At 66.8% G+C, this 20,925-nt stretch carries 23 protein-coding genes and 1 pseudogene; 11 read left to right on the top strand and 13 right to left on the bottom strand.

Going from position 1 to position 20,925, the window contains the following annotated elements; all coding sequences use genetic code 11:
- Positions 1 to 143 precede the first annotated feature (143 nt).
- On the top strand, positions 144 to 947 hold the full coding sequence (locus LOC57_RS04165) for a MerR family transcriptional regulator (protein ID WP_227912026.1): 804 nt from the start codon (positions 144 to 146) through the stop codon (positions 945 to 947).
- 643 nt (positions 948 to 1,590) lie between these two features.
- Here the strand turns inward: LOC57_RS04165 and LOC57_RS04160 are convergent.
- Positions 1,591 to 2,019 (bottom strand): hypothetical protein, encoded by a 429-nt coding sequence (locus tag LOC57_RS04160; protein ID WP_229958306.1) that lies wholly within the window; start codon positions 2,017 to 2,019, stop codon positions 1,591 to 1,593.
- Between the two features lies 1 nt (position 2,020).
- Here LOC57_RS04160 and LOC57_RS04155 point away from each other — a divergent pair, with 1 nt between their 5' ends.
- The 3 genes from LOC57_RS04155 (at position 2,021) to LOC57_RS04145 (ending at position 3,657) form a co-directional block, all read left to right on the top strand.
- Positions 2,021 to 2,212 carry a hypothetical protein gene (locus tag LOC57_RS04155; RefSeq protein ID WP_229958304.1) on the top strand — a complete coding sequence of 64 codons (192 nt, stop codon included), beginning with the start codon at positions 2,021 to 2,023 and terminating at the stop codon, positions 2,210 to 2,212.
- Positions 2,213 to 2,318: 106 nt separating this feature from the next.
- The gene (locus LOC57_RS04150; RefSeq protein ID WP_229958302.1) at positions 2,319 to 2,765 is read left to right on the top strand and encodes a (R)-mandelonitrile lyase; all 447 of its coding nucleotides are present in this window, start codon (positions 2,319 to 2,321) and stop codon (positions 2,763 to 2,765) included.
- A gap of 46 nt (positions 2,766 to 2,811) precedes the next feature.
- Positions 2,812 to 3,657 carry an aldo/keto reductase gene (locus tag LOC57_RS04145; protein WP_229958300.1) on the top strand — a complete coding sequence of 282 codons (846 nt, stop codon included), beginning with the start codon at positions 2,812 to 2,814 and terminating at the stop codon, positions 3,655 to 3,657.
- Here LOC57_RS04145 and LOC57_RS04140 read toward each other — a convergent pair whose 3' ends face one another.
- Both LOC57_RS04140 and LOC57_RS04135 read right to left on the bottom strand, forming a co-directional pair.
- On the bottom strand, positions 3,658 to 4,200 hold the full coding sequence (locus LOC57_RS04140) for a hypothetical protein (RefSeq protein ID WP_227912018.1): 543 nt from the start codon (positions 4,198 to 4,200) through the stop codon (positions 3,658 to 3,660).
- A complete protein-coding gene (locus LOC57_RS04135; protein WP_227912016.1) occupies positions 4,197 to 4,478 on the bottom strand; it encodes a hypothetical protein in 282 nt (93 codons plus the stop codon). The genes LOC57_RS04140 and LOC57_RS04135 overlap by 4 nt, the downstream gene beginning before the upstream one ends.
- A 152-nt stretch (positions 4,479 to 4,630) precedes the next feature.
- Here LOC57_RS04135 and LOC57_RS04130 point away from each other — a divergent pair, with 152 nt between their 5' ends.
- Positions 4,631 to 5,002, top strand: coding sequence for a hypothetical protein (locus LOC57_RS04130; RefSeq protein WP_227912014.1), 372 nt, complete (start codon positions 4,631 to 4,633; stop codon positions 5,000 to 5,002).
- Between the two features lie 14 nt (positions 5,003 to 5,016).
- Positions 5,017 to 5,415, top strand: coding sequence for a hypothetical protein (locus LOC57_RS04125; RefSeq protein ID WP_227912010.1), 399 nt, complete (start codon positions 5,017 to 5,019; stop codon positions 5,413 to 5,415).
- Here the strand turns inward: LOC57_RS04125 and LOC57_RS04120 are convergent.
- Complete coding sequence (locus LOC57_RS04120; RefSeq protein ID WP_229958298.1) at positions 5,412 to 6,377, bottom strand: alpha/beta hydrolase; 966 nt, start codon at positions 6,375 to 6,377, stop codon at positions 5,412 to 5,414. The genes LOC57_RS04125 and LOC57_RS04120 overlap by 4 nt on opposite strands.
- A 51-nt stretch (positions 6,378 to 6,428) precedes the next feature.
- Positions 6,429 to 7,814 (bottom strand): FAD-binding oxidoreductase, encoded by a 1,386-nt coding sequence (locus LOC57_RS04115; RefSeq protein WP_227912006.1) that lies wholly within the window; start codon positions 7,812 to 7,814, stop codon positions 6,429 to 6,431.
- A gap of 236 nt (positions 7,815 to 8,050) precedes the next feature.
- Between LOC57_RS04115 and LOC57_RS04110 the strand changes: the two genes are divergently transcribed.
- Positions 8,051 to 10,444 carry an ATP-binding cassette domain-containing protein gene (locus LOC57_RS04110; protein WP_229958296.1) on the top strand — a complete coding sequence of 798 codons (2,394 nt, stop codon included), beginning with the start codon at positions 8,051 to 8,053 and terminating at the stop codon, positions 10,442 to 10,444.
- 103 nt (positions 10,445 to 10,547) lie between these two features.
- Here the strand turns inward: LOC57_RS04110 and LOC57_RS04105 are convergent, their stop codons facing one another.
- On the bottom strand, positions 10,548 to 11,066 hold the full coding sequence (locus tag LOC57_RS04105) for an ArsR/SmtB family transcription factor (RefSeq protein ID WP_229958294.1): 519 nt from the start codon (positions 11,064 to 11,066) through the stop codon (positions 10,548 to 10,550).
- 93 nt (positions 11,067 to 11,159) lie between these two features.
- Here LOC57_RS04105 and LOC57_RS04100 point away from each other — a divergent pair, with 93 nt between their 5' ends.
- A complete protein-coding gene (locus LOC57_RS04100; RefSeq protein WP_229958292.1) occupies positions 11,160 to 12,386 on the top strand; it encodes an MFS transporter in 1,227 nt (408 codons plus the stop codon).
- Between the two features lie 134 nt (positions 12,387 to 12,520).
- Here LOC57_RS04100 and LOC57_RS16435 read toward each other — a convergent pair.
- Positions 12,521 to 12,745: pseudogene (locus tag LOC57_RS16435) on the bottom strand (helix-turn-helix domain-containing protein); the annotation flags it as partial.
- 221 nt (positions 12,746 to 12,966) lie between these two features.
- On the opposite strand from LOC57_RS16435, the gene LOC57_RS04090 reads away from it, so the two are divergent.
- On the top strand, positions 12,967 to 14,865 hold the full coding sequence (locus LOC57_RS04090; protein WP_229958290.1) for an FAD-binding monooxygenase: 1,899 nt from the start codon (positions 12,967 to 12,969) through the stop codon (positions 14,863 to 14,865).
- Between the two features lie 80 nt (positions 14,866 to 14,945).
- Here the strand turns inward: LOC57_RS04090 and LOC57_RS04085 are convergent, their stop codons facing one another.
- From LOC57_RS04085 to LOC57_RS04070, 4 genes are read right to left on the bottom strand one after another with little or no spacing between them, the layout of a single operon-like run.
- Positions 14,946 to 15,377: a hypothetical protein gene (locus LOC57_RS04085; RefSeq protein WP_227912001.1), complete on the bottom strand. Its 432-nt coding sequence runs from the start codon at positions 15,375 to 15,377 to the stop codon at positions 14,946 to 14,948.
- Between the two features lie 4 nt (positions 15,378 to 15,381).
- Positions 15,382 to 16,617, bottom strand: a complete 1,236-nt coding sequence (locus tag LOC57_RS04080; RefSeq protein ID WP_229958288.1) for an alpha/beta hydrolase — start codon at positions 16,615 to 16,617, stop codon at positions 15,382 to 15,384.
- Positions 16,587 to 17,588 carry a hypothetical protein gene (locus LOC57_RS04075; protein WP_229958286.1) on the bottom strand — a complete coding sequence of 334 codons (1,002 nt, stop codon included), beginning with the start codon at positions 17,586 to 17,588 and terminating at the stop codon, positions 16,587 to 16,589. Before LOC57_RS04075 ends, LOC57_RS04080 begins: the two co-directional genes overlap by 31 nt.
- Positions 17,585 to 18,055, bottom strand: coding sequence for a hypothetical protein (locus tag LOC57_RS04070; RefSeq protein ID WP_227911998.1), 471 nt, complete (start codon positions 18,053 to 18,055; stop codon positions 17,585 to 17,587). The genes LOC57_RS04075 and LOC57_RS04070 overlap by 4 nt, the downstream gene beginning before the upstream one ends.
- 251 nt (positions 18,056 to 18,306) lie before the next feature.
- Between LOC57_RS04070 and LOC57_RS04065 the strand changes: the two genes are divergently transcribed.
- Positions 18,307 to 18,801, top strand: coding sequence for an ASCH domain-containing protein (locus LOC57_RS04065; protein WP_229958284.1), 495 nt, complete (start codon positions 18,307 to 18,309; stop codon positions 18,799 to 18,801).
- A gap of 9 nt (positions 18,802 to 18,810) precedes the next feature.
- A complete protein-coding gene (locus tag LOC57_RS04060) occupies positions 18,811 to 19,353 on the top strand; it encodes a VanZ family protein (protein ID WP_227911996.1) in 543 nt (180 codons plus the stop codon).
- Here LOC57_RS04060 and LOC57_RS04055 read toward each other — a convergent pair.
- Both LOC57_RS04055 and LOC57_RS04050 read right to left on the bottom strand, forming a co-directional pair.
- Positions 19,350 to 19,976 (bottom strand): hypothetical protein, encoded by a 627-nt coding sequence (locus LOC57_RS04055; RefSeq protein WP_227911995.1) that lies wholly within the window; start codon positions 19,974 to 19,976, stop codon positions 19,350 to 19,352. The two genes, LOC57_RS04060 and LOC57_RS04055, sit on opposite strands and share 4 nt — an antisense overlap.
- 192 nt (positions 19,977 to 20,168) lie before the next feature.
- The gene (locus tag LOC57_RS04050) at positions 20,169 to 20,906 is read right to left on the bottom strand and encodes an SDR family oxidoreductase (RefSeq protein WP_229958282.1); all 738 of its coding nucleotides are present in this window, start codon (positions 20,904 to 20,906) and stop codon (positions 20,169 to 20,171) included.
- Between the last annotated feature and the right edge of the window lie 19 nt (positions 20,907 to 20,925).

Genomic DNA, 20,925 nt, shown 5'->3' with positions numbered 1-20,925 from the left:
GACGCCAGCCTAGCGCGGGCGGCCGGGCGCGTGTCCCGTTGCACCACCTCGGGATCCGGGCGGAGCAGGGATAACCCCCCCGTGTGAAGCTTGCGGGACGCGATACTTGACCCTGACACAGTGGCAGGCAGGAGAACTGAAGCATGTTATCCATCGGAGCGTTCGCACAGATCGGGCAGGTGACCCACCGCATGCTGCGGCACTGGGACACCGCCGGGCTGCTCGTTCCCGCCCACGTGGATGAGTTCAGCGGTTACCGTTCCTACGATCCCGCACAGCTGGAGCGGCTGCACCGGATTGTCGCCCTCCGTCAGCTCGGTTTCGGCCTGGAGGACATTGCCTCCATCCTCGAAGCCGGTGTGGACGCAGGCCGGATTGCGGACATGCTCCGCGTCCGGCGCGCCGAGGTGGAACGCGAGCAACGGACGGCAACCGCACGGCTCATCGACGTCGAGCGCAGGCTCCACCTCATTGAAAAGGAAAATGCCATGTCCCAGATCGAAATCATCTCCAAGTCCCTGCCCGCCGTCCGGCTGGCCGCCCGCACCGCCGTTGTTGCCGAACAGCCGGAGGTGGCCGGCGTTGTTGGGCCGCTTTTTGATGCAGTGGGGGCGGCGCTGTCCGCGGCGGGTGCTTCCCTGGATACACCGATCGCCCAGTACGAGATGGGCGAGGAGGGTATGCGCATCCTGGCCGGCTATGTCGTCGGCCCGGCCACTCCCGAGGGCGTGGAAGTGGTGGACCTGCCCTCGGTGCCCGCGGCCATCTGCGGTGTGCACTTGGGCGCCATGGACCGGATTGGGGAAAGCTGGCAGGCCGTCCATGCCGAGATCGTTGCCCGAGGGTTTGCACCCTCCGGACCGTGCCGTGAGGTGTACGTCCGTGCGGTATCCGATGACCAGGCGGACTGGGTGACGGAGCTGCAGCAGCCGGTGGAACGGGTCTAATCTCCCGCGGGCCAGCGTGCCGGCCCGCGGACCTCCCCGAGGGGGAAGCCACTGATAAACACCCCGGGTTTCCGGCAAAAACAGTGCTGTGCGTTGACAGAAATCGTGCATTCCAAATACGCGTAAAAAAGTTAGAACTGCTCGAAGCAGTATGGGCAAATACTCTATTGCGCTACTTGGCTCCCGCGTAGTCTCAATCCCGCTACCAGCAATTCACCCGGAATCTTTCACCACTGCCGGGCCAGCGGATTAGCGAACGGGCCAGGCCTCTTGCCATCGGCGCTGCGTCCATTCCCCCGCCAGGCCTGCATCCGGCCATGCCTGCCGCCAGGCGGGTATGGCTCACTCAGCGCACCCTCGTCGGCAGGAGCACCACCGCCATGAAACGACTCCCCCACATCCGTGTACTAAGTTTCCTAGCTGTTTTTGTCCTCGCATTTCTTGGAATCGCCGGGCCTGCACAGGCCGTGACTCTTCCGGCACAAACGTCCCCCGCCCTGGGGGCCGGCAAGGTCAGCATTTGCCACCACCCCCAGGGCCAGCCGGAGGGTGTTTACAACTACCAAAACGTGAGTACGTCCTCGGTGTTTGGCGGCAATGGCCATGACAGCCACCAGGGGGACATCGTGCCGCCCTTTGAGGGCTACAACGGAAGCGCTACGTGGCGTGAGGACCCGGCCCGGGCCGCGCAATTCCTGGCCAACGGCTGCTCTGACACGCCACCTACCACCTCACCCGCTCCCACCCCCTGCCCCACAACGGATACGCCGACGCCGAGTCCGACCACGGGCACGCCGACGCCGAGTCCGACCACGGGCACGCCGACGCCGGACCCGACCACGGGCACGCCGACGCCGAGTCCGACCACGGATACGCCGACGCCGGGTCCGACCACCGGCACAGCGACGCCGGGCCCGACCACGGGCACAGCGACGCCGGGCCCGACCACGGGCACAGCCACCCAGGGTGGCGGGGGTGCAGCATCTGGCGGCGGAGGCGCAGCCAACTGCACCTGTCCGGACGCCGCAGCGGCAATTTCAGCTGCTGAAGCTGCAGGGCTTCCGGTTGCCACGGTGGGACCTGATGGTGCGCTGGTTGACCCGGTAAGCGGCAACACGGTGCGCCCCTGCCGCAGTGCGCTGGCCTATACCGGCACCGACGCCAGCGGCTCCCCCTCCCAGATGGCGGTCCTGGGTCTGGGCGCTCTGGCAGCCGGCGTGGTGGTCATTGTGCTCACGCTCATGCCACGCGGGCGGCACGGCTAAGCGCCGGAGCATCTCCAGGGGAACGCGGCAGCCGGGGCCGCAGCGCGCCTGCCCCCTCCCGCATCAGCCCGCACGCTTGTAATGTCGGAGGGGTCCAAGGAGTCCCGTGCCGGTTCAAACGGCACTCCGGCTGCTGCATCCCCAGGGAGATCCCATGGAAGTGGAACCGCGCCACCCGAGCGTTAAAGGCCCTGCCAACATGTTCACCGGCGACGTTTGGTTTGAGGTCATTGCAGCACCCAAGCCGGCCCCCTCGCGGATGCGGGTGAACGCCGTGCATTTTGCCCCCGGTGCCCGCACTGCCTGGCACGCCCACGCCGTCGGGCAGACCCTGCACGTCACCGAGGGGTACGGGCTGGTCCAGTCCCTGGGCGGACTCATTGTCCAGGTGCGGCCCGGCGACACCATCTACACGCCGCCGGGGGAGTGGCACTGGCACGGTGCCGCCCGGAACAGCCTGATGACTCATCTGGCCATGTGGGAGGCGCCGCCGGTGGGCCAGGAATCCGAATGGGGAGAGCTGGTCACCGACGCGGAATACGGCGCCCTGTAACCACGGGCAGTATCCGCTGCAGCCCCGCCACGAAAGGAAAACCCCGATGGATACCTTCACCCTGAATAACGGCGTGGAAATGCCGGTCCTTGGTTTCGGCGTTTACCAGGTCCCGCCGGAGGACACCGAGCAGGTGGTGGCCAAGGCGCTGGAAGCGGGTTACCGCTCCCTGGACACGGCGGCCGCCTACCAGAATGAGGACGCCGTGGGGCGGGCCGTCCGCAGCAGCGGCATCCCGCGGGACCAGCTGTTTATTACCACCAAGCTCTGGATCCAGGACAACGGAGAGACGGGCGCCGGCCCGGCGTTCCAGAATTCGCTGCAGAACCTGGGCATGGACTACGTGGACCTGTACCTGATCCACCAGCCCTTCGGCGACGTGTACGGGGAGTGGCGGGTGATGGAACAGATCTATAACGACGGCGGCGCCCGGGCCATCGGGGTCTCCAACTTCACCTCGGACCGGCTGCTGGACCTGATCATCCACAACGAGATCACCCCGGCCGTGAACCAGATCGAAACGAACCCGTTCTATCAGCGGGCGGTCGAAAACGAGATGATGACCGAGCACGGTGTCCGGCAGGAGTCCTGGGCCCCGTTCGCGGAGGGAAAGAACAACCTGTTCTCGCATCCGACACTTAGTGCCGTTGCGGAAGCCCACGGCAAGTCCATTGCCCAGGTGGTGCTGCGCTGGCTGATCCAGCGCGGCATCGTGGTGATTCCCAAGACCGTGAACCCGGACCGGATGGCCGCGAACCTGGACTCGTTCGGTTTCGAGCTCAGTCCGCAGGAAATGGCAGCCATCGCCGATCTGGATACCGGGAAGTCCATGTTCTTCGACCACACGGACCCCGAGGCCGTGGCCCGGCTCAGCGGCGTGAAGATGGAGTGATTACTCGCCCACCGGCGGTATATGCAGGTCCCGCACCAGATACAGCCAGGGAAAGGCCCGGCAGCCCAGCTGCCAGCCGTCCGTTTCGTAGTAGTGGACCGGACGGGTCCAGAGGACACGGCGGTGCTCCCACTGGGTGTCGGTCTGCAGCATCCGGTGCCGCAGCAGCTCGGCCCCCACGGTCCGCCAGCCCAGCCGCCCCGCGAGCTCCAGTTCGCGCAATTCGTCGAAGGCGGTGACGGGACCAAGCCAGCGCTCGCGGGCATCGGGCTCCGCGGCGTCCGGGTGTCCGCCGAACCGCTGCTGGACCGCCTGCCGCGTCATGCCAAGCTCCCGGCCCAGGGCAGCCCAGCTGACGCCTGCACCGCGGGCCGCCATGACGGCCCGCCGCTGCAACTCCTGGCTGGCCCGCTCCGCTGCGGCGGCCCGTGCCACCAGGGCTAGATGCTCCTCCTCACTGAGGGCACCGGCTTCGCCGCGGTCCCCGAGGATCAGGCTGCCGATCTGTTCCTGCAGATCGGTGACCGGTTTGCTGCCGCTCACGGCTGCCCGCCGCCCTTGGGACCCGGCAGCGGCCCGGCGGAACCGCCGGTGTCCCGGCTGGGCAGCCAGTATTCGGTGCCGCTGGCGTCCGTGCTTCCCTTCCACACGAAGGCCACGGCGACGTAAATCCCGGCCGCAAGCAACGTAATCCCGGCGCCCAGGCAGAAGCCCTCCCACAAGCTGGCCATGTCCAGCAGCAGCCAGGCAGCCAGGAGCGCGGCGCCCACAAGGATGAGGGCGACGGCGTAAACAATGTTGAAGGTTCGGGATGCTCTCATGTGTCAATTAGAACTTGACATCAGGCAGGCGTCAACGGTTTCTTGACATCGTTTCTTGGCATCGACTGATCCTGGACGAGTCGGGGACAGGCGCCGCCTGCCGGGTTAGGGTAGGGGCGTCGAGGCGATACGCCGGGACGGAAAGGGTCAGCATGGAACGATCGGTGTTATCGCTGTGGTCCTCGGGGTCGGTGCTGTCCGTCGGTTCCAAGAACTCCGTGCTGTCCATTGGCAGTGTGGGATCCGTCTGCTCTATTGGGTCGATCGGTTCCTTCGGGTCCCTGCTGGCGATCGGCTCCGCCCTGTCCGCCGCCGCGGTGATGTCCTGGCTGTCCGTCGGGTCCGTGATGTCCTCCCGGTCCAAGGCGGGAATCATGGCCGCCGGGGCTGGAACCGCTCCGCGTATCCAGCCTGGCCCCCGTACTCCGGCGCAGTCGCGCTCTCAGGCGCAGTCTCGCTCTCAGGGACAGTCCCGCCGTCGTACGCGCTCGCGCCGCCGCCGTTCCGCCGCCCCGAACCGCTGATCGGAAGGAACCACGTGCCGCAGCAGGACATGTCCCGGCAGGACACCCCGGCCCACCCATATGCTCCGCAGCAGGGAGCCCCCGCAAGCGCGCCGGACGAACAAACGCCCGGGACCGAACCGGTCCGGCTGGGCTGGTCCGGCGGGATTGCGCTGACACTGGGATTGGCCGGTTTCTTGCTCACCATGCCGATTGCGTACGGCTTGTTCCGGCTGTCCCTGGAGGTGGACGGCTGGACTTTCGGCACCGTGTGGATGGGGCCGGGATGGCTGGCCGGGCTGCTGATCAGCGGTGTGGTCCTGCTGCTCTCCTGGCGCGGCGGCAATCCCAAGGCCGGTGCCTGGTTGTTCCTGGGCATGTTCCTGCTCTGGGTCCTGATGTGGCCGCTGATGGCACTGGCCGGCACGCCCTAGCCCGCCTGCTGTGCAGGAGCCAGTGCCCGGCGCAGCTCACTGCATAGTTCTGCCAGCGCCTGCGATGCGCTGCGGAACAGGCGCGGAAACGCGAGGTAGCCGTGCGGCATGCCCACGTAGGTGCTGACGCGCACCGGTACACCTGCAGCCCGCAGTGCCGCCCCATAGCGCAGTCCGTCGTCGCGCAGCGGGTCGTGCTCGGCCACCTGGATCAATGCCGGCGGCAGACCGGTGTGGTCGGGAGCGAGCAGGGGAGAGGCATAGGGGTGCTTCCGGTCCTCCTTGTCCGGCACGTAGAGATTGCCGTAGCGGTGCATGTCGGACTTCGTGAGGATGGGGGCTTGCGCGTTCTCCTCAATGGAGGCACTGCCCATGGTCAGGTCCGTGGCGGGATACACCAGGCCCTGGAAGATGATTCCGGGCCCGGACCGGTCCCGGGACATCAGCGTCAGGACCGCAGCCAGGTTGCCGCCGGCACTGTCGCCCACCACGGCGAGGCGGCCGGCGTCGGCGTTCCATTCCGCGGCCCGCCCCGCGACATCACACAGCGCGGCGTAACAGTCCTCCGCCGCGGCCGGCCACGGGTGTGTCGGGGCCAGCCGGTAGGCCAGGGAGGCGACGACGGCGCGCGCGTCCCGGGCAATGGTGCTGGCGATGCCGTCATAGACATCCAACGTCCCGGTGGTCCAGCCGCCCCCGTGAATCAGGACTACCAGCGGCAGTGCTTCCGCGGAGTCCGCCGGCCGGTAGACGCGGACGGGGATGCGGCCCTCGTCGCCGGCGGCAGCGTCTTCCCGGACGTCGACTCCGGGTGCAAGGCCGCCCAGCAACCAGTCGGTCACGGGGTTGTGCCGGATGCTCCGCTGCTGGTTCGCCAGGATCTGCTTCTCGCTCAGGCGTGAAACCGAGACCGCCCCCAGCACCTTGCCCACCAACCGGACCCGTAAATCAAGCTTCGCCATGCCCGCGCCTTTCGTTGCACCCGTCCTGCCGTGACAGGGCTGAATATAGCCCTACTGCATGGAGGTGCCGGGTTCCGGCAACGGCACCGCGTGGCCGAAGCGGAAGAGGTTCTGCGGATCATAGACGGCCTTGGCCTCCTGCAGCCGCTCGAAGGCTGCCGGCTCCCAGGCGCGCCGCCGGTCCCGGGGATCCCCGGCCGGACCGTGCATGTTCACCATGGTGCCGGTGGAGTACGCGGCCGTGGCCGCACTGAGCCGTTCCAGGGCGGAAGCAGTCGCGTCAGCGATGGGCGGTGCGTTGAGCCCCACTGTAAACAGGTGGAACGCGGATCCGCGGCCGGGTACCACATCCTCAATGTCCGGCTCAGTGTCCATTGCCCCTCCCATCTGCCGGATCTCGGTCATCATCAGCGGGGTGTCCGAGCCCGGGCCCACCTGTTCCAGCAGCTCCGCAGCGGGCAGCGAGGACAGCAGGGCGCCGCGCTCCATAGTGGGCATCGGGCCGTCCGGATCCATGTGGATGCTGCCAATGCCTGAGTAGTCCATGGGGCCGATGGTGTCCATAAACGGCACGGACACCCGGCGCATGGGTTCAATCAGCAGGTCTCCCTCTTCGCGGCTGCCGAAGAGCGCGAACCGCACGTGCACCGGCGCCGTGCCGCGCAGTTCCTCGGGCAGGAACGGGACATCCGGCAGATGCAGGAAGGCCAGCGATGCGGAGGCGTCCGAGGGCAGCTGCGCCGTCCAATCCAGGAAGGCCTGCAGCACCCCCGGTCCGGCGGCTTCCGGATACATCAGGCCGCCGCCGTAGAACTCCTGGAACGGTGTCAGCTCGTGCGTCATGGCGGTGATGATGCCGAAATTCCCCTTGCCGCCGCGCAGCAGCGTGAACAGCTCGGCGTCGTCGCCCTCCGAGTCCACGTGCCGCATCCGGCCGTCCGGGGTCACCACTTCGATGCTGCGCACATGGTCGCTGCCGAAGCCCAGGGCGCGGCCCATCACCGGCAGCCCCCCGCCGGCGGAATATCCCACAATGCCCACGGTGCCGGAGGAGCCATGGGCTCCGGTCAGGCCCAGCGGCACGGTCTGCTGCAGCAGGGTGCGCCACCGGACGCCGGCCCCTACCGTGGCGGTGCCGTCGTCGGGGTTGATCACCACGTCCTGCAGCCGGGAGGTATTAATCAGCAGGCCCTCGTCCATGGGCGAGGAAACAGAATGTCCGGTGGCCTGGACCGCCAGCGGAATGCCACGCTCGCCGGCCCAGCGGACCGCGGCCTGCACGTCGGCGGCGCCGGCCGCGCCCAGCACCGCCTCGGGGCGGTGCATCAGGGTGGGGTTCACTGTCATGGTGTCAGTGTCATAACCCGGATCCCCGGGGAAACTGACGGGTCCCCGGACGGCGGCGCGGAGGTCTTCGAGGTCGGTGTCGGTAAGCATGGTCTTTTCTCTCGGTGGGGCGCACGGCTGCGCGGTTCGGCAGACCACCCCGGCCTGGTTAAACGCTAGGGAAGCGGAAGGCTGCCTGTACATCCCCGGCTCGGAAGTTCGCGCCGGGAACCCGCCCGCCCGCCCCGGCCCGCCGCCGTCGTTCCGGCTAAGCGTTGCCGCGCCCTCCGGGACCGGGCAGAATCGGAACGACGGCGGGGCGGGTCCCGGCGGCGGAGGGAGCACCAATGAGCACGGACACCGGCGCGCGCACGGAAACCGACGCGGGGCATGCGGCGGACCGCCATGACGTCATCCGGGTGCAGGGTGCGCGGGTGAACAACCTGCGCGACATCAGCATCGAGATCCCCAAGCGGCGCCTGACCGTGTTTACCGGCGTGTCCGGGTCCGGGAAAAGTTCACTGGTGTTCGGCACCATTGCCGCAGAATCCCAGCGGCTGATCAACGAAACCTACAGTGCCTTTGTGCAGGGATTTATGCCGTCCCTGGCCCGGCCGGATGTGGACCTGCTGGAGGGGCTGACCACGGCGATCATCGTGGACCAGGAACGGATGGGCTCCAACCCGCGCTCCACCGTGGGCACCGCCACCGACGCGAACGCCATGCTGCGGATCCTGTTCAGCCGGCTGGGGCAGCCGCACATCGGCCCGCCCAACGCCTACTCCTTCAACGTGCCCTCCGTGCGCGCCTCCGGTGCCATCACGGTGGAGCGCGGCGACGGGAAAACCCGGGCAGAGAAAGCCACCTTCAACCGGCTGGGCGGGATGTGCCCGCGCTGCGAGGGCACCGGAGCAGTCACTGACTTCGACCTCGCCGCGCTGTACGACGATGCGAAGTCCCTGTCCGAGGGGGCCATCACCATCCCGGGCTACAGCATGGAGGGCTGGTTCGGGCGGATCTTCGCCGGCTCCGGCTTCTTTCGGATGGACAAACCCATTGCGAAGTTTTCCAAGCGCGAGCTGCATGATCTGCTGTGGAAGGAACCCACCAAAATCAAGGTGGAGGGCATCAACCTCACCTATGAGGGCCTCATCCCGAAAATCCAGAAGTCCATGCTGTCCAAGGACCCGGAATCCATGCAGCCGCACATCCGCGCCTTCGTTGACCGGGCCATCACCTTCAGCACCTGCCCGGACTGCGGCGGCACCCGGCTGGCCCCGGAAGCGCGGTCCTCGAAAATCGGCGGGAAAAACATTGCCGATGTCTGTGCCATGCAGATCAGCGATCTGGCCGGCTGGGTCCGCGGCCTGAAGGAACCCTCGGTGGCGCCGCTGCTGGCCGGACTGCAGCACCTGCTGGACGCGTTCGCGGAGATCGGGCTGGGCTACCTGTCCCTGGACCGGCCCTCGGGCACCCTGTCCGGCGGCGAATCGCAGCGGACCAAGATGATCCGCCACCTGGGCTCCTCCCTCACCGACGTCACCTACGTGTTCGACGAACCCACCATTGGCCTGCATCCGCATGACATTGCCCGGATGAACCAGCTGCTGCTGCAGCTGCGGGACAAGGGCAACACCGTGCTGGTGGTGGAGCACAAGCCCGAGACCATTGCGATTGCCGACCACGTGGTGGACCTGGGTCCGGGCGCCGGAACCGGCGGGGGCACAGTCACCTTCGAGGGGAGCCTGGCCGGGCTGCGGGACAGCGGCACCCTGACCGGCCGGCACCTGGGGGACCGGGCGCGGCTGAAGGAGGCGGTGCGGCCGGCGTCGTCGTTCTTCCAGGTCCGCGGCGCGGACACCAACAACCTGCGCAACGTCGACGTCGACATTCCGCTGGGCGTGCTGGTGGTCCTCACCGGGGTGGCCGGCTCGGGCAAGAGTTCGCTGATTTCCGGGTCCGTGTCCGGGCGGGAGGATGTGGTGACCGTGGACCAGGGCGCCATCCGCGGCTCCCGGCGCAGCAATCCGGCCACCTACACGGGCCTGCTGGAACCCATCCGCAAAGCGTTCGCCAAGGCCAACGGAGTCAAGCCGGCCCTGTTCAGCTCCAATTCCGAGGGTGCGTGCCCAACCTGCAACGGCGCCGGGGTGGTCTATACCGAGCTGGGCGTGATGGCCACGGTGGAATCGGTGTGCGAAACCTGCGAGGGCCGCCGGTTCCAGGCTTCTGTGCTGGAGTACCGGCTGGGTGGCAAGGACATTGCCGAGGTGCTGGCGCTCTCGGTCACCGACGCGCAGGAATTCTTCGGCGACGGCGAGGCCCGCACCCCGGCCGCGCATAAGATCCTGACGCAGCTGGCCGACGTCGGGCTGGGCTACCTGCACCTGGGCCAGCCGCTGACCACCCTCTCCGGCGGCGAGCGGCAGCGGCTGAAACTGGCCACGCACATGGGCGGCAAGGGCGGCATCTACGTGCTGGATGAGCCGACCACGGGCCTGCACCTGGCCGACGTCGAGCAGCTGTTGGCGCTGCTGGACCGGCTGGTGGAGTCCGGGAAATCGGTGATTGTCATTGAGCACCACCAGGCGGTGATGGCGCACGCGGACTGGATCATTGACCTGGGTCCGGGAGCCGGGCGCGACGGCGGCACGATCGTGTTCGAGGGAACGCCGGCGGACCTGGTGGCCCAGCCGTCCACGCTGACCGGAGAGCATCTGGCCGCATACGTGGCCGGCTAGCTTTTCCCTCCGTTTTGGGATTCTGCTGCCGGTTTGGGAAATCCCTCCGCTGCGGAACGGCAGGAATTTCCCAAACCGTACGGTTTTTCCCAAACCGCGGGGTTTACCCCGACGTATGCCGGAAACCGGCCCAGAAGAAGCCGTACTTGTCGCTGTCATCCCCGGGCAGGTCGTCCTTGAACTCGCGCACCACCGCTGCCAGCTGGGCCCGGAAGGCTTCGAGCCGGTCCGGGGTCAGGTGCAGGGTGTAGGACGCTTCGCCGAAACGGTCCGCTTCCGGTGCCGCCGCATAGGAATCCAGTCCGGAGCGCAGGATGGCGTTGCGGACGCTCATCGACTCTGCGCTGGTGCCCGGGAAGGACAGGGTAGCCGTTTTGCCGGTGGCCAGATACGGCACTTCCCGCGCTCCGCGCCTGCCGGTGCGCTCGGCCTGGACCACGATGAACCCCTGGTCCACAAGGCGGTTGATGTGGTGCAGGGTCGCCCCCGGCGTGGTGCCCAGCTCGGCGGCAATTTCCTTGTTGGTTTTGGCTTCCCCGCGCAGTGCCTGCAGAATCCGGATGCGCACCGGGTGCGCCAGTGCTTTTGCTTCCGCTGCCGTGGCGTCCCTGTCCCGCTCCATGGGAAAAGCATAGACGGCACCGCCGAACTGATCTATTGTTCTGGATCACAAGTGATCTGGACTTCTGGATCAGTTCAAAATGGGGGGATACGCATGAGCTCTGCCAGCACGGACCTGCGCGCTGCGCATCAACCCACCCGGCTGCCGGGGGCGTACCGCTGGTGGCTGTTCGGGTTCATCTGGACGGTGGCGGGCAACGCCGTGCTGACCTTCGGCTTGGCCTGGGTGGCGGCCGGGACCAGCGGCACCGCAGCCGGACTGGTGCTCAGCGCTGGACTGTTGCCTCGCCTGCTGCTGTCGCTGTGGGGAGGGTCGGTGGCAGACCGGTTCGGGGCCTGGGCGGTGATGGTTACAGCAGACGGTCTGATGGTGGTGGTCTGTGCCGTGCTCACCGTGGTGGTGCTGTCGGTGGGAACGCCCTTGTGGGTCCTGATGACGGCTGCCGGGCTGATGGGTGTTGCGGATGCGTTTTACCGCCCGGCCGCCGGCGCCTTCCCCCGCTACCTGGTCCCGCCCGGCCAGATGCGGCAGGCCGCCGCAGCCCGGCAGATTGTGCTCCAGCTGATCGGCATCGCGGGACCGGTGCTGGGAGGAGTGGTGGTGATGGTGCTGTCCCTGCAGGGCGGCACCGCGGCAGCCACTGCCGGGTTCGCCGTCATGTTCCTGATTCTGCTGTCCCTGCGCACCCGGCGGCTTCCCGTGGCCCGTGCCTCCAGTGGCAGGAACCTCTCGGTGGCGATCCGGGACGGGCTGGCCTATGCCCTCCGGACACCGGCGGTCCGGGTGATCCTGGTGCTGCTGGCCTTCATTGCCGGCTTCGTCATTCCGCTGACCGGGCTGCTGCTGCCGCTGCTGGCCCAGGACCAGGGCTGGCCCGGCGCCGCAACCGGCAGCATGGCTGGAGCCTACGGCGCGGGCGTGCTGCTGAGTTCGGTCCTCTTCCTGCTCCGCCCGCACTCCCGCCTCACCCGGATGCCTGCACTGGCCGGCACCGCGGTCACGGGACTGGCCATGCTCGCCGTCGCGGTGGTTCCGACGCCGGGGTGGGCCGGGGCGGCCTGCGTGGCGGCAGGCTGCGGAACCGGGTACTTCGTGGCGAAGGCGGCGCCGGTGCTCCTGACCGAGGTGCCGGACGAATACCTTTCCCGGATCCAGTCCATCAGCCTGTTTGTGCAGACGCTGCCGGTGCTGTTCGCGAACAACCTGCTGGGCCGGCTCAGCGATACAAGCGGTGCCTGCGCTGCCGTGCTGGTTTCCGGCGGCGCGCTGGTGGCCGTAACCCTGACATGCGGCACCTCCGCTGCAGCCCGCCGGTTGTAGTGCGGGCAGCTGATTTTCCCTGCCGGTTTGGGATTCTGCTGCCGGTTTGAAGCGGCAGCAGAAGCGGGAGACGGCAGCAGAAGCGGGAGACGGCAGCAGAAACGGGAAGCTGCAGCGTCACGCCGTGTGCGGACCGATCCCGGCGTTTGCCCCACCACCCGCAGGAAGGCCCGGGCGGAGGCTGCCCCGGATCGGTAGCCGAGCTCGCCGGCCAGGGCGGAGATCGACGTCGAGCCCTCCAACAACCGGGACTGCGCCAGACCCATCCGCCACCTGGTCAGGTAACTCATGGGCGGTTCGCCTACCAGTGCGGCGAAGCGCGCGGAAAACGCGGTGCGTCCTTCCCTGCGGTTTGGGATTTTGCTGCCATTTTGGGAAATCCCTCCGCTGCAAACCGGTCGATTCTTCCCAAACCGGTCGATTTCCGTCCCAACGGAACGGGCCGGGAAATTGTGACCTGTGTCATGCCTCCCGTACAGTGGCTACACCCCTCCGGCTATCGAACGGCGTGCCCGAATATCGAACACGCTTGAAGAAAGCCGTGCGGCGGCACCTACGGCACAACGAAGTGAGGACATCCGTGCAGTTCCACCACCACGGCTACGTATCCGGCGACCCGCGCATCGAACCCGCCGCCGGCGTCGGCGTCGACCGGCCCGCAGACTTGCCCGGGGAAGTGGACGTGCTGATTGTCGGCACCGGCCCCGCCGGCATGCTCGCCGCGGCGCAGCTGTCCCAGTTCCCCAACGTCACCACCCGGATTGTGGAGCGCCGTGACGGGCGGCTGGTGATCGGCCAGGCCGACGGCATCCAGGCCCGCAGCGTGGAAACCTTCCAGGCCTTCGGATTCGCTCAGGAAATCACCGCCGAGGCGTACCGGATCACGGAAATGTGCTTCTGGCGCCCGGACCCCGAGGACCCCTCGCGCATTGTCCGCGCCGGCCGCGCCCTTGATGATCCGGCCGGGATCAGCGAATTTCCGCACCTGATTGTGAACCAGGCCCGCGTGCTGGACTACTTCGCCCGGTTCATGGCCAATTCGCCGGCCCGCATGGCCCCGGACTACGGCCTGGAATTTGTGGGACTGGAGGTCGACGACGACGCCGAGTATCCGGTCACCGTCACCCTCCGGCATACCGCCGGCCCGCTCGAGGGCACCGAGCGGACGGTGAAAGCCAAGTACGTGGTGGGCGCCGACGGCGCGCGCAGCAAGGTCCGCGACTCCATCGGTTGCACCCTGGACGGTGACCAGGCCAACCACGCCTGGGGTGTCATGGACGTGCTGGCCACCACGGATTTCCCGGACATCCGCACCAAGTGCGCCATCCAGTCCTCCAACGGCGGGTCCATCCTGCTCATTCCGCGCGAGGGCGGGCACCTGTTCCGCATGTACGTGGACCTGGGCGTGGTCCCCGACGACGACAACGGGGCGGTCCGGAAGACCACCATCGACCAGATCATCGCCAAGGCCAACGGCATCCTCGCCCCCTACACGCTCGATGTCCGCAACGTGGCCTGGCACAGCGTGTACGAGGTGGGCCACCGCCTCACGGACCGGTTCGACGACGTGCGGCCCGAGGACCTCGGCGCCCGTAGCCCGCGGGTGTTCATTACCGGCGACGCCTGCCACACGCACAGCGCCAAGGCCGGGCAGGGCATGAACGTGTCCATGCAGGACGGCTTCAACATCGGCTGGAAGCTCGGCCACGTGCTGGACGGCCGCAGCCCCGAGGCGCTGCTCTCCACCTACTCGGCCGAACGCCAGGTGGTGGCAAAGAACCTCATCGATTTCGACAAGGAATGGTCCAGCCTCATGGCCAAGAAGCCCGAGGAGTTCGAGAACCCCTCGGACCTGGAGGACTTCTACGTGCGCACCGCCGAATTCCCGGCCGGGTTCATGACCGAGTACACGCGCTCCCTGCTGGTCGCCGAGGGTACGCACCAGGATTTGGCCGCCGGCTTTACCCTCGGCAAGCGCTTCAAGTCAGCGCCGGTGCTGCGGGTCAGCGACACCAACCCGGTGCAGTTGGGCCACCAGGCCCGGGCCGACGGCCGCTGGCGGATCTACGTGTTCGCGGACGCCGCGCCGGCCGGCACGGACTCGGCCCTCACCGCGTTGGCCGACTGGCTGGACACCGCCCCGGAGTCGCCGCTGGCCGCTACCCCGGCAGGCCTGGACCGCGACGCGTGGTTCGACGTCAAGGTTATTTACCAGCAGGACCACACCGGCATTGACATCAACGCCGTTCCGGCCGTGTTCAAGCCGCAGGTCGGACCGTTCCAGCTGCGCGACCTGGCGAAGGTCTACGGCACGGACCCGGCGGCGGACATTTTCGAGGCCCGCGGCATCTCCCGCAGCGGCGCCGTAGTGGTGGTCCGGCCGGACCAGTACGTGGCCAACGTGCTGCCGCTGACGGACACCGCGGAACTGGCGCAGTTCTTCACCCCGCTGCTGCCGGCCCGCCAAGTGCTGCACTAGGGAAGTGCTGCACTAGGGAAGTTCCACCGCAGACGACGACGTCGGCACCTCGGGCGGTGCCGCCGTCGTCGTCGAAGTGGTCAGTATTTGGTGGAGTCGTCCAGGAGGGCAGCTATTGCGTCCAGGGTTTCATTGTCGACTTCGGCCAGTGTCCGCGTGGCGAATTCCTTGACCTTGGCGCGGCGCATGGCGGCCAGAAGTTCCAGTTCATGCTGGATGCGCTCAGGTACCTTGCCGTCCGATTCGAGCAGGTAATCAGGATTAACGTCGAAGAATTCGGCCAGGGCCGCCAGGACTTCCGAAGGCTGCCGCACGGTCGCGTCCCCGGCCTTGATGTGGTGCCAGCGGGTGCGGGACAGTTTGACGCCTTTGTCCGCCAGGGCGGACTGGATGTCCTGGAATTCGTAGGGCCTGCCCTCGGCGGTGACCACCACGTCCAGCAGCAGATCGATTTTCCGGGCCAGGATCTGGGCGTCTTTTAGGTTGCGCTGCGCGGCGCTCTCACCGGTCACGGTTTTATTTCGCCTCCGAAAAGTCTTCGATGGAGTGTTCTCCTGCCAGCCCGAGGGAATGGCACCAGGCAGTGACAACCTCATCCCATAACGCCGGGGCGGAATTCCATTCCAGCGTGTGATGGGCACCGGCAAACTCAATGAGCTGCACAGAGGCCAAGTGCCTGGACGCGAATATCCGGGAAAGCTCTACGGGCACTGATTGATCATCTGAGCCATGAAGAATCATAGTCGGGGTCGCCGGATAGCTTTGCATGGTGACGCCCGGCATCTGGTGCCACCGGATTACCGGTTCGCCCCGGGGGCGAAGAATATTGACGGTAGACGGCAGCCAGCGGGCGGCGAATTCCGGGCAGCCGGCCTTCCGCAAATGTGCGGTGATGATGGCGGGCCAGTCCAGGGCGGGGGAGACGAGGAGGGCACCGGCCGTGCTCCCGTCCGGGGATTCCTGCAGAACGCGCGCGACAATGGAGGCGCCCAGCGACCAGCCAACGAAGATGATCCTGCGGGCTCCGCAGGCCAGCGCGTAGCGGCGTGCTGTTTCGATTTCGGTCCACTCGCTGACACCCAGGTGACTGCGCCGCTGCCGCCCGGGAAGGTCCAGTGAGGTCCGGTAGGAGGGAAGCAGCGAGGTGTAGCCGAGCCGGGAAAACGCCCGGACTCCGCGCAGGCACTGGCTCCGCGAGCTCCCCAGTCCATGGACGTGGATGACCCATACATCACCGGGACCTTCGGCGGGGATAACCCAGGCGGGCAAGCCGCCGATCTGCACGTCCTCGTACCGGAAACCGAAATCGGCCGGGGTTTCCCCGAGGTGGCCGCTGAGTTGTCCCTTGCCGTCGCGGAGAACACGGGCGGGATCGCCCCGTTCCACGGCTCGCCGCAGTCCCCGGAGCGGCTGTCCGGGGAGGGCCCGGTGCGGGGTGGCATGGATTGCGGCGGGCGGTTCGAGGACGGGAGGCCCAAGGACGATGAGTTCACCCCCGGACGCGGCGCGCATGCTCAGGCGCCCCGGGTGGGCCGCGAACCCGGCGGGATCAAAATCCAAGTACATGCGTGAATCCTGTTGGCCGCGGCCGTGGCCGCGGACCGGAACCAGCCGCCTGCTCTGCGCGGCATCGGTTGCCTGGGCGCGGATGAGAGGCCCGGCCAGCAGCGGGAGCGCGGCGACGGCTGCGGCGGAGGCCAGAAGCGCCGCCTTGAACCGGTTCACCGGACGGCCCGGCCCTGCTGCAAGCACAGCGCTTCCGCTCGGGCCAGGACGGACTGATGCTCCACGGACAGTGCGGGCTGGCCGCTGACATTCATCCAGTCATGGATCTCGATCACCAGGCGGTGAATCGTGTCGGTGGCGTCCCGCGCGGTTTTCTCGGGACCAGCGGCAACACTCCCCGCCGTGGTGCCGAGCAGGCTGACCGCCGGAGCCATGGCTACGGTGGACAGCCACAGGGCTTTTACCTGCGGTTCCAGTTCCTGAATCTGCCGGCGGACGCTGAATTCGCTCAGGACCCTGCCCAGTGGCGGAACGGCCAGGCCGGACGCCAGCAGCAGCACCGTCAGGGCATAGGAGATGTCATAGACCGTGCCGACAGCCCGCATCAGGCTTTCGGCACCCGCTACGTGGGCTACATCCATCACGATCACCGATGAGCACAGCCCCATCCCGGCGCAGCAGCCCCAGCCGATGATCCTAAACCCGGCCCGGAAGCGCCGTCGCCGCATGTGCGGCACATTCCGGATGCAGGTGAGCAACGTTCCCGCCAGCACGGCAAAGAGGTACAGGTACTGGATACCCGAATAGATCGCCGCGGCCGTCTGATCCCCGTAATCCAGCATAAAAGTGGTTGATACAGCCGGATCGTCAATGAAAGCGAAGCTCACCACCATAACGAGGATGGTGGCGCCGGCAGCGGCGGGAATCCAGCGCTGCCCCGGAGCCGCGCCGGTGTCTCCGGCCGCTGCTCCGCGGGCGATTGCGCGGGACAGATAGTAAATGCCGGCAATCAGGAAAATATTCGAGACCAGGTCCAGGGCATTGGGCCAGGGCAATTGGTGCGCCGCCCACAGATAAACGCCATTGATGTTGGTGGTAAGCGACGCAGCTATGACGACGGCGGCTTTCAGCATGGTGTTGTCGGGTCGGGAACGCGCACGCAGCAGCAGGGTCAGGACAAGCAGCCACATAAAGACGGAAACAAGAATAGTGATCATTCGAAATAGGCCTCGTAGCTGTAGATTTCCTGGCTGGATTCCCTGATGGCGGCGGCTAGGAGGTCTGCCAGGTATTCGGCTGTGGCTTCCAGATCGGACCGGAAATCCCCGCGGGCCAGGGCCTTTGCCACCACTTCACCGGAAAGCTCCTGGAAAGCCTTGATGCCCTGCCAGGTGGCGCCTTCAGCTTCATCGTGCCTGAGGATCATGTGGGCCAGTTCGTGGAGGATCATTTGCTGGCGGTGCAGCACGCCCCTGGTGGCGGAGTGATAGACCACGTCCACATGCTCCCGGGGAATCCACAGTCCGCAGATCTTGGTGCCCGTGAGTTTGTCGCTTTCAATGATCACCATCCGGCGGTTACGCAGCACCTGAACACGTTCAATCAGGGAATCAAGGGTGACACGGGCAGGCAGCCGGAGGCGCTGAAACGCTTCCTGTGCCGTTTCGTGCAGGGTCTTGGACAAATCTGGATCCTCAATTTCCGGGCTGAGCAATTAGTCTATTTCGGAACATGTTCCGATCATGTACGGTGAGGGTGTCGGCCCGCAGCAAATCGTCGCGAAAGTTGGGGGACTTGCGAGTTTTCGCAGCCACGGTCATTTGCGGGCCGACATCCTTCTCCGGCATGTGCTGAAAATAGCGCACTTTGATGCGGAAAGGGTTCAAGGATGGCTTTGTCCAGGCCGGGAGTAACGGCAGTGGCAGACTTGCCGGTATGAATGAGCCTTTTTCGCCGGAGCTGGACTTCGACGCCGCCGCGAACCTCTGGGATGCCTATGCAGCAGCGTTCCCTGCCCAAGCGGCTGCCGCCGGAACCTACAACGTCGAGGCGTTCGGTGACTCTTCGGCCCTGGCCGACGAACTGCTGGCCCTGGTGCTGGACGGCACCAAACGCGCCACTTCCTCGCACGTTGCCGAATACGTGGACGAGGGCGAGCCCCTGCCGCGCATCGGGCTTCACTGGATTGTGTGCGACGGCGACGGCGTGCCGCGGGTGATCCTGCGGACCACGGAGCTTAGGCTCGGCACATTCAACGATGCTGATGAAGCTCTCGCCCGCGATGAGGGGGAGGACGATCTCAGCCTGGACTCCTGGCGGCGGGAACATCAACGGTTCTGGGAGCGCACCGCAGCCGCGCGGGGCGGCAGCTGGTCCGAGTCCGACGAGTTGGTGTTCGAGCGCTTCGAGGTGGTTTGGCCCGCCCAATAGGAGTCTGGAATGCGTCCCCATTATGAGATCACCGCGTACCCGGTGGTCATCCCGCTGGCCGTGGTGGTTTTCACCGTTCTGCTGTGGCGGCTGCACCGCAGGGGGGACCTGACCGTTCCGCGGGTTCTGGTGAGCGCCGTCATGTGCGTCTACGGTGCCGGTGTCATCGGGAACACGCTCTTCCCGATTCAGTTTGCGGCCGGCTCCAGCCCGCGTTGGGGGAGCCTGAACCTGGTCCCGCTGCAGAACGCAGAGTGGGATGACATTTTGCAAAACATCCTGGTGTTCATCCCTCTGGGCATGCTCCTGCCGCTCATCTCCCGCATCCGTTCGGCACCACGGGTGTTGCTCGTGGGGTTCCTGGTCAGCCTCACCATGGAACTGCTGCAGTACGCCAACGCCGTTTTGTGGAACGGCGGTCATGTTGCGGACGTGAATGACCTGCTGGCCAATACCGGAGGAGCTCCCCTCGGGTACGGCATCTACCGGGGAATGCTGCTCCTGCCCGCCTTTCGCCGAAGGCTTCCGGCCGGAGCGGGCCGCCCCGGTTAGGATCCCGGATGCGCCGCCCGTTGAAAGGCCGAGCAGCTGCCCTTGTAGTACTCCCGGAGTTTTGCGGGATTCCCGGCCCTGGCAGGCTCAACTACGGCTGCGTCAAAGACCTCCGGGTTAACCATGTATTCCCGGGATGCCGGCAGGCTCGTGTACTTGGCCAGGTAACCCATGCTTTGTTCCTGTGCTGCCGCGTCACCGGCGTCTGAGGCTGAGATATAGGCGTCCATCCAGGCGCAGAGCCAGTAGGCGGCCACATCGTTGTCCTGGTTGCCGTCCGCGATGCTGATGTCGCCCAGCTTCGCCCGGACCTCGGGGTCGCTGAAGTCGGTGGTTTCAACCTGCCATTCCACACCGGCAGGCAGCGGCTCCGGGAATTCGGCGATGGCTTCGGCAACGGCCTGGTCGTAGCATTCCGGCCTAATGCTCTGCATGCCGGACGGTTCCGTACGCAGAATTTCCCCGCCCGGGCAGGGACGCAGGGTCCTTTTTGCCTGCGACGGGCTTGCACTGGCCTCGGCGCGGGCGCGGGCCTCGTTCATCTCGGCATCGGTGGCACCGCACCCGGCGAGCAGACCGGCCAGCAGCAGCGCCGCGAAAATACCTGAACTCCGAGTTTCCAAGCCGATCCATCCCCCGATAGCGGAGCCCACGGCGGGAACGCGTCCGGCACGTCCGGCACAAGCGTGCCGCAGGCTATCCAGACCCTAACCGCCCGGCGTCGGCATGGCTAGTACCGGTTTTGAGCGGACACGGCGGCAAGGCCGCCTGGTCCGGACTACCCTGCCGCCCTGCCGCGCCAACCCGGTACGCAGTTACCAGGGCAGCGGGCCGTCTTCGTCGCTGAACGTGCCGGTGGGACCGTTGGCGGGAATGGTGGCCATCCGCACCGCAGCCCGAGCGCCCTGTTCCGGGGTGCGGGTACCGCGGAAACCATTCAGGTCCGTGGCCACAAAGCCGGGGCACACCGCATTGACCAGGATCCCTTCCGGCGCAAGGCCCTTCGCGTACTGCAGCGTCAGCGAGGTCAGTGCCGTCTTGGAGGGGGCGTAGCCGGCCGCGATCGGGTCGGTATTGGCCGGATCGGAGACCGCCGTGAGCGATCCCGCCACGCTGGAGACGTTGACGATCCGCGGGGTCCGGGACAGGCGCAGCAGTGGCAGGAACGCCGAGGTTACGTTGATGACGCCGAAGAAGTTGGTGTCGAAAACGGAACGGATCTCATTGACGTCCACCGAGCCGGGCTGCTGGGCGGCAAAGCTGACGCCCGGGGAGGCAACAATGCCGGCGTTGTTAACCAGAGCATCCAGCCGGCCGAAGCGGGTTTTTACCGTGTCCGCGGCGGCTTCCACCGAGTCGCGGTCAGTGACGTCCAGGACCACGGCGAAGGCGTCGCCGCCCTCGGCCCGCAGCTCCGCCGCTGCCCGTTCGCCGGAGTCGGCACTCCGTGCGGCCACCACCACAGTGTGGCCAAGCGCGGACAGCTGCCCGGCGATCTGCCGGCCAATGCCCTTGTTGGCGCCGGTGACGAGGGTAATCATGCTGTCATTCATGGGAACTCCTAAAGAAAAC

This window comes from Arthrobacter sp. zg-Y750 (assembly GCF_020907365.1).
GTDB lineage: Bacteria > Actinomycetota > Actinomycetes > Actinomycetales > Micrococcaceae > Arthrobacter_B.
Note: the sequence above shows the minus strand (reverse complement) of the source record. Positions and strands in the feature narration are given on the sequence as shown.

What these genes read in the sequence shown, in the direction of transcription:
- LOC57_RS04165 (WP_227912026.1), top strand. Translation starts at nt 144, where the DNA reads ATGTTATCCATCGGAGCGTTCGCACAGATCGGGCAGGTGACCCACCGC.
- LOC57_RS04145 (WP_229958300.1), top strand. Translation starts at nt 2,812, where the DNA reads ATGGATACCTTCACCCTGAATAACGGCGTGGAAATGCCGGTCCTTGGT.
- LOC57_RS04135 (WP_227912016.1), bottom strand. Translation starts at nt 4,478, where the DNA reads ATGAGAGCATCCCGAACCTTCAACATTGTTTACGCCGTCGCCCTCATC.
- LOC57_RS04130 (WP_227912014.1), top strand. Translation starts at nt 4,631, where the DNA reads ATGGAACGATCGGTGTTATCGCTGTGGTCCTCGGGGTCGGTGCTGTCC.
- LOC57_RS04120 (WP_229958298.1), bottom strand. Translation starts at nt 6,377, where the DNA reads ATGGCGAAGCTTGATTTACGGGTCCGGTTGGTGGGCAAGGTGCTGGGG.
- LOC57_RS04115 (WP_227912006.1), bottom strand. Translation starts at nt 7,814, where the DNA reads ATGCTTACCGACACCGACCTCGAAGACCTCCGCGCCGCCGTCCGGGGA.
- LOC57_RS04110 (WP_229958296.1), top strand. Translation starts at nt 8,051, where the DNA reads ATGAGCACGGACACCGGCGCGCGCACGGAAACCGACGCGGGGCATGCG.
- LOC57_RS04105 (WP_229958294.1), bottom strand. Translation starts at nt 11,066, where the DNA reads ATGGAGCGGGACAGGGACGCCACGGCAGCGGAAGCAAAAGCACTGGCG.
- LOC57_RS04100 (WP_229958292.1), top strand. Translation starts at nt 11,160, where the DNA reads ATGAGCTCTGCCAGCACGGACCTGCGCGCTGCGCATCAACCCACCCGG.
- LOC57_RS04075 (WP_229958286.1), bottom strand. Translation starts at nt 17,588, where the DNA reads ATGATCACTATTCTTGTTTCCGTCTTTATGTGGCTGCTTGTCCTGACC.
- LOC57_RS04065 (WP_229958284.1), top strand. Translation starts at nt 18,307, where the DNA reads ATGAATGAGCCTTTTTCGCCGGAGCTGGACTTCGACGCCGCCGCGAAC.
- LOC57_RS04060 (WP_227911996.1), top strand. Translation starts at nt 18,811, where the DNA reads ATGCGTCCCCATTATGAGATCACCGCGTACCCGGTGGTCATCCCGCTG.
- LOC57_RS04050 (WP_229958282.1), bottom strand. Translation starts at nt 20,906, where the DNA reads ATGAATGACAGCATGATTACCCTCGTCACCGGCGCCAACAAGGGCATT.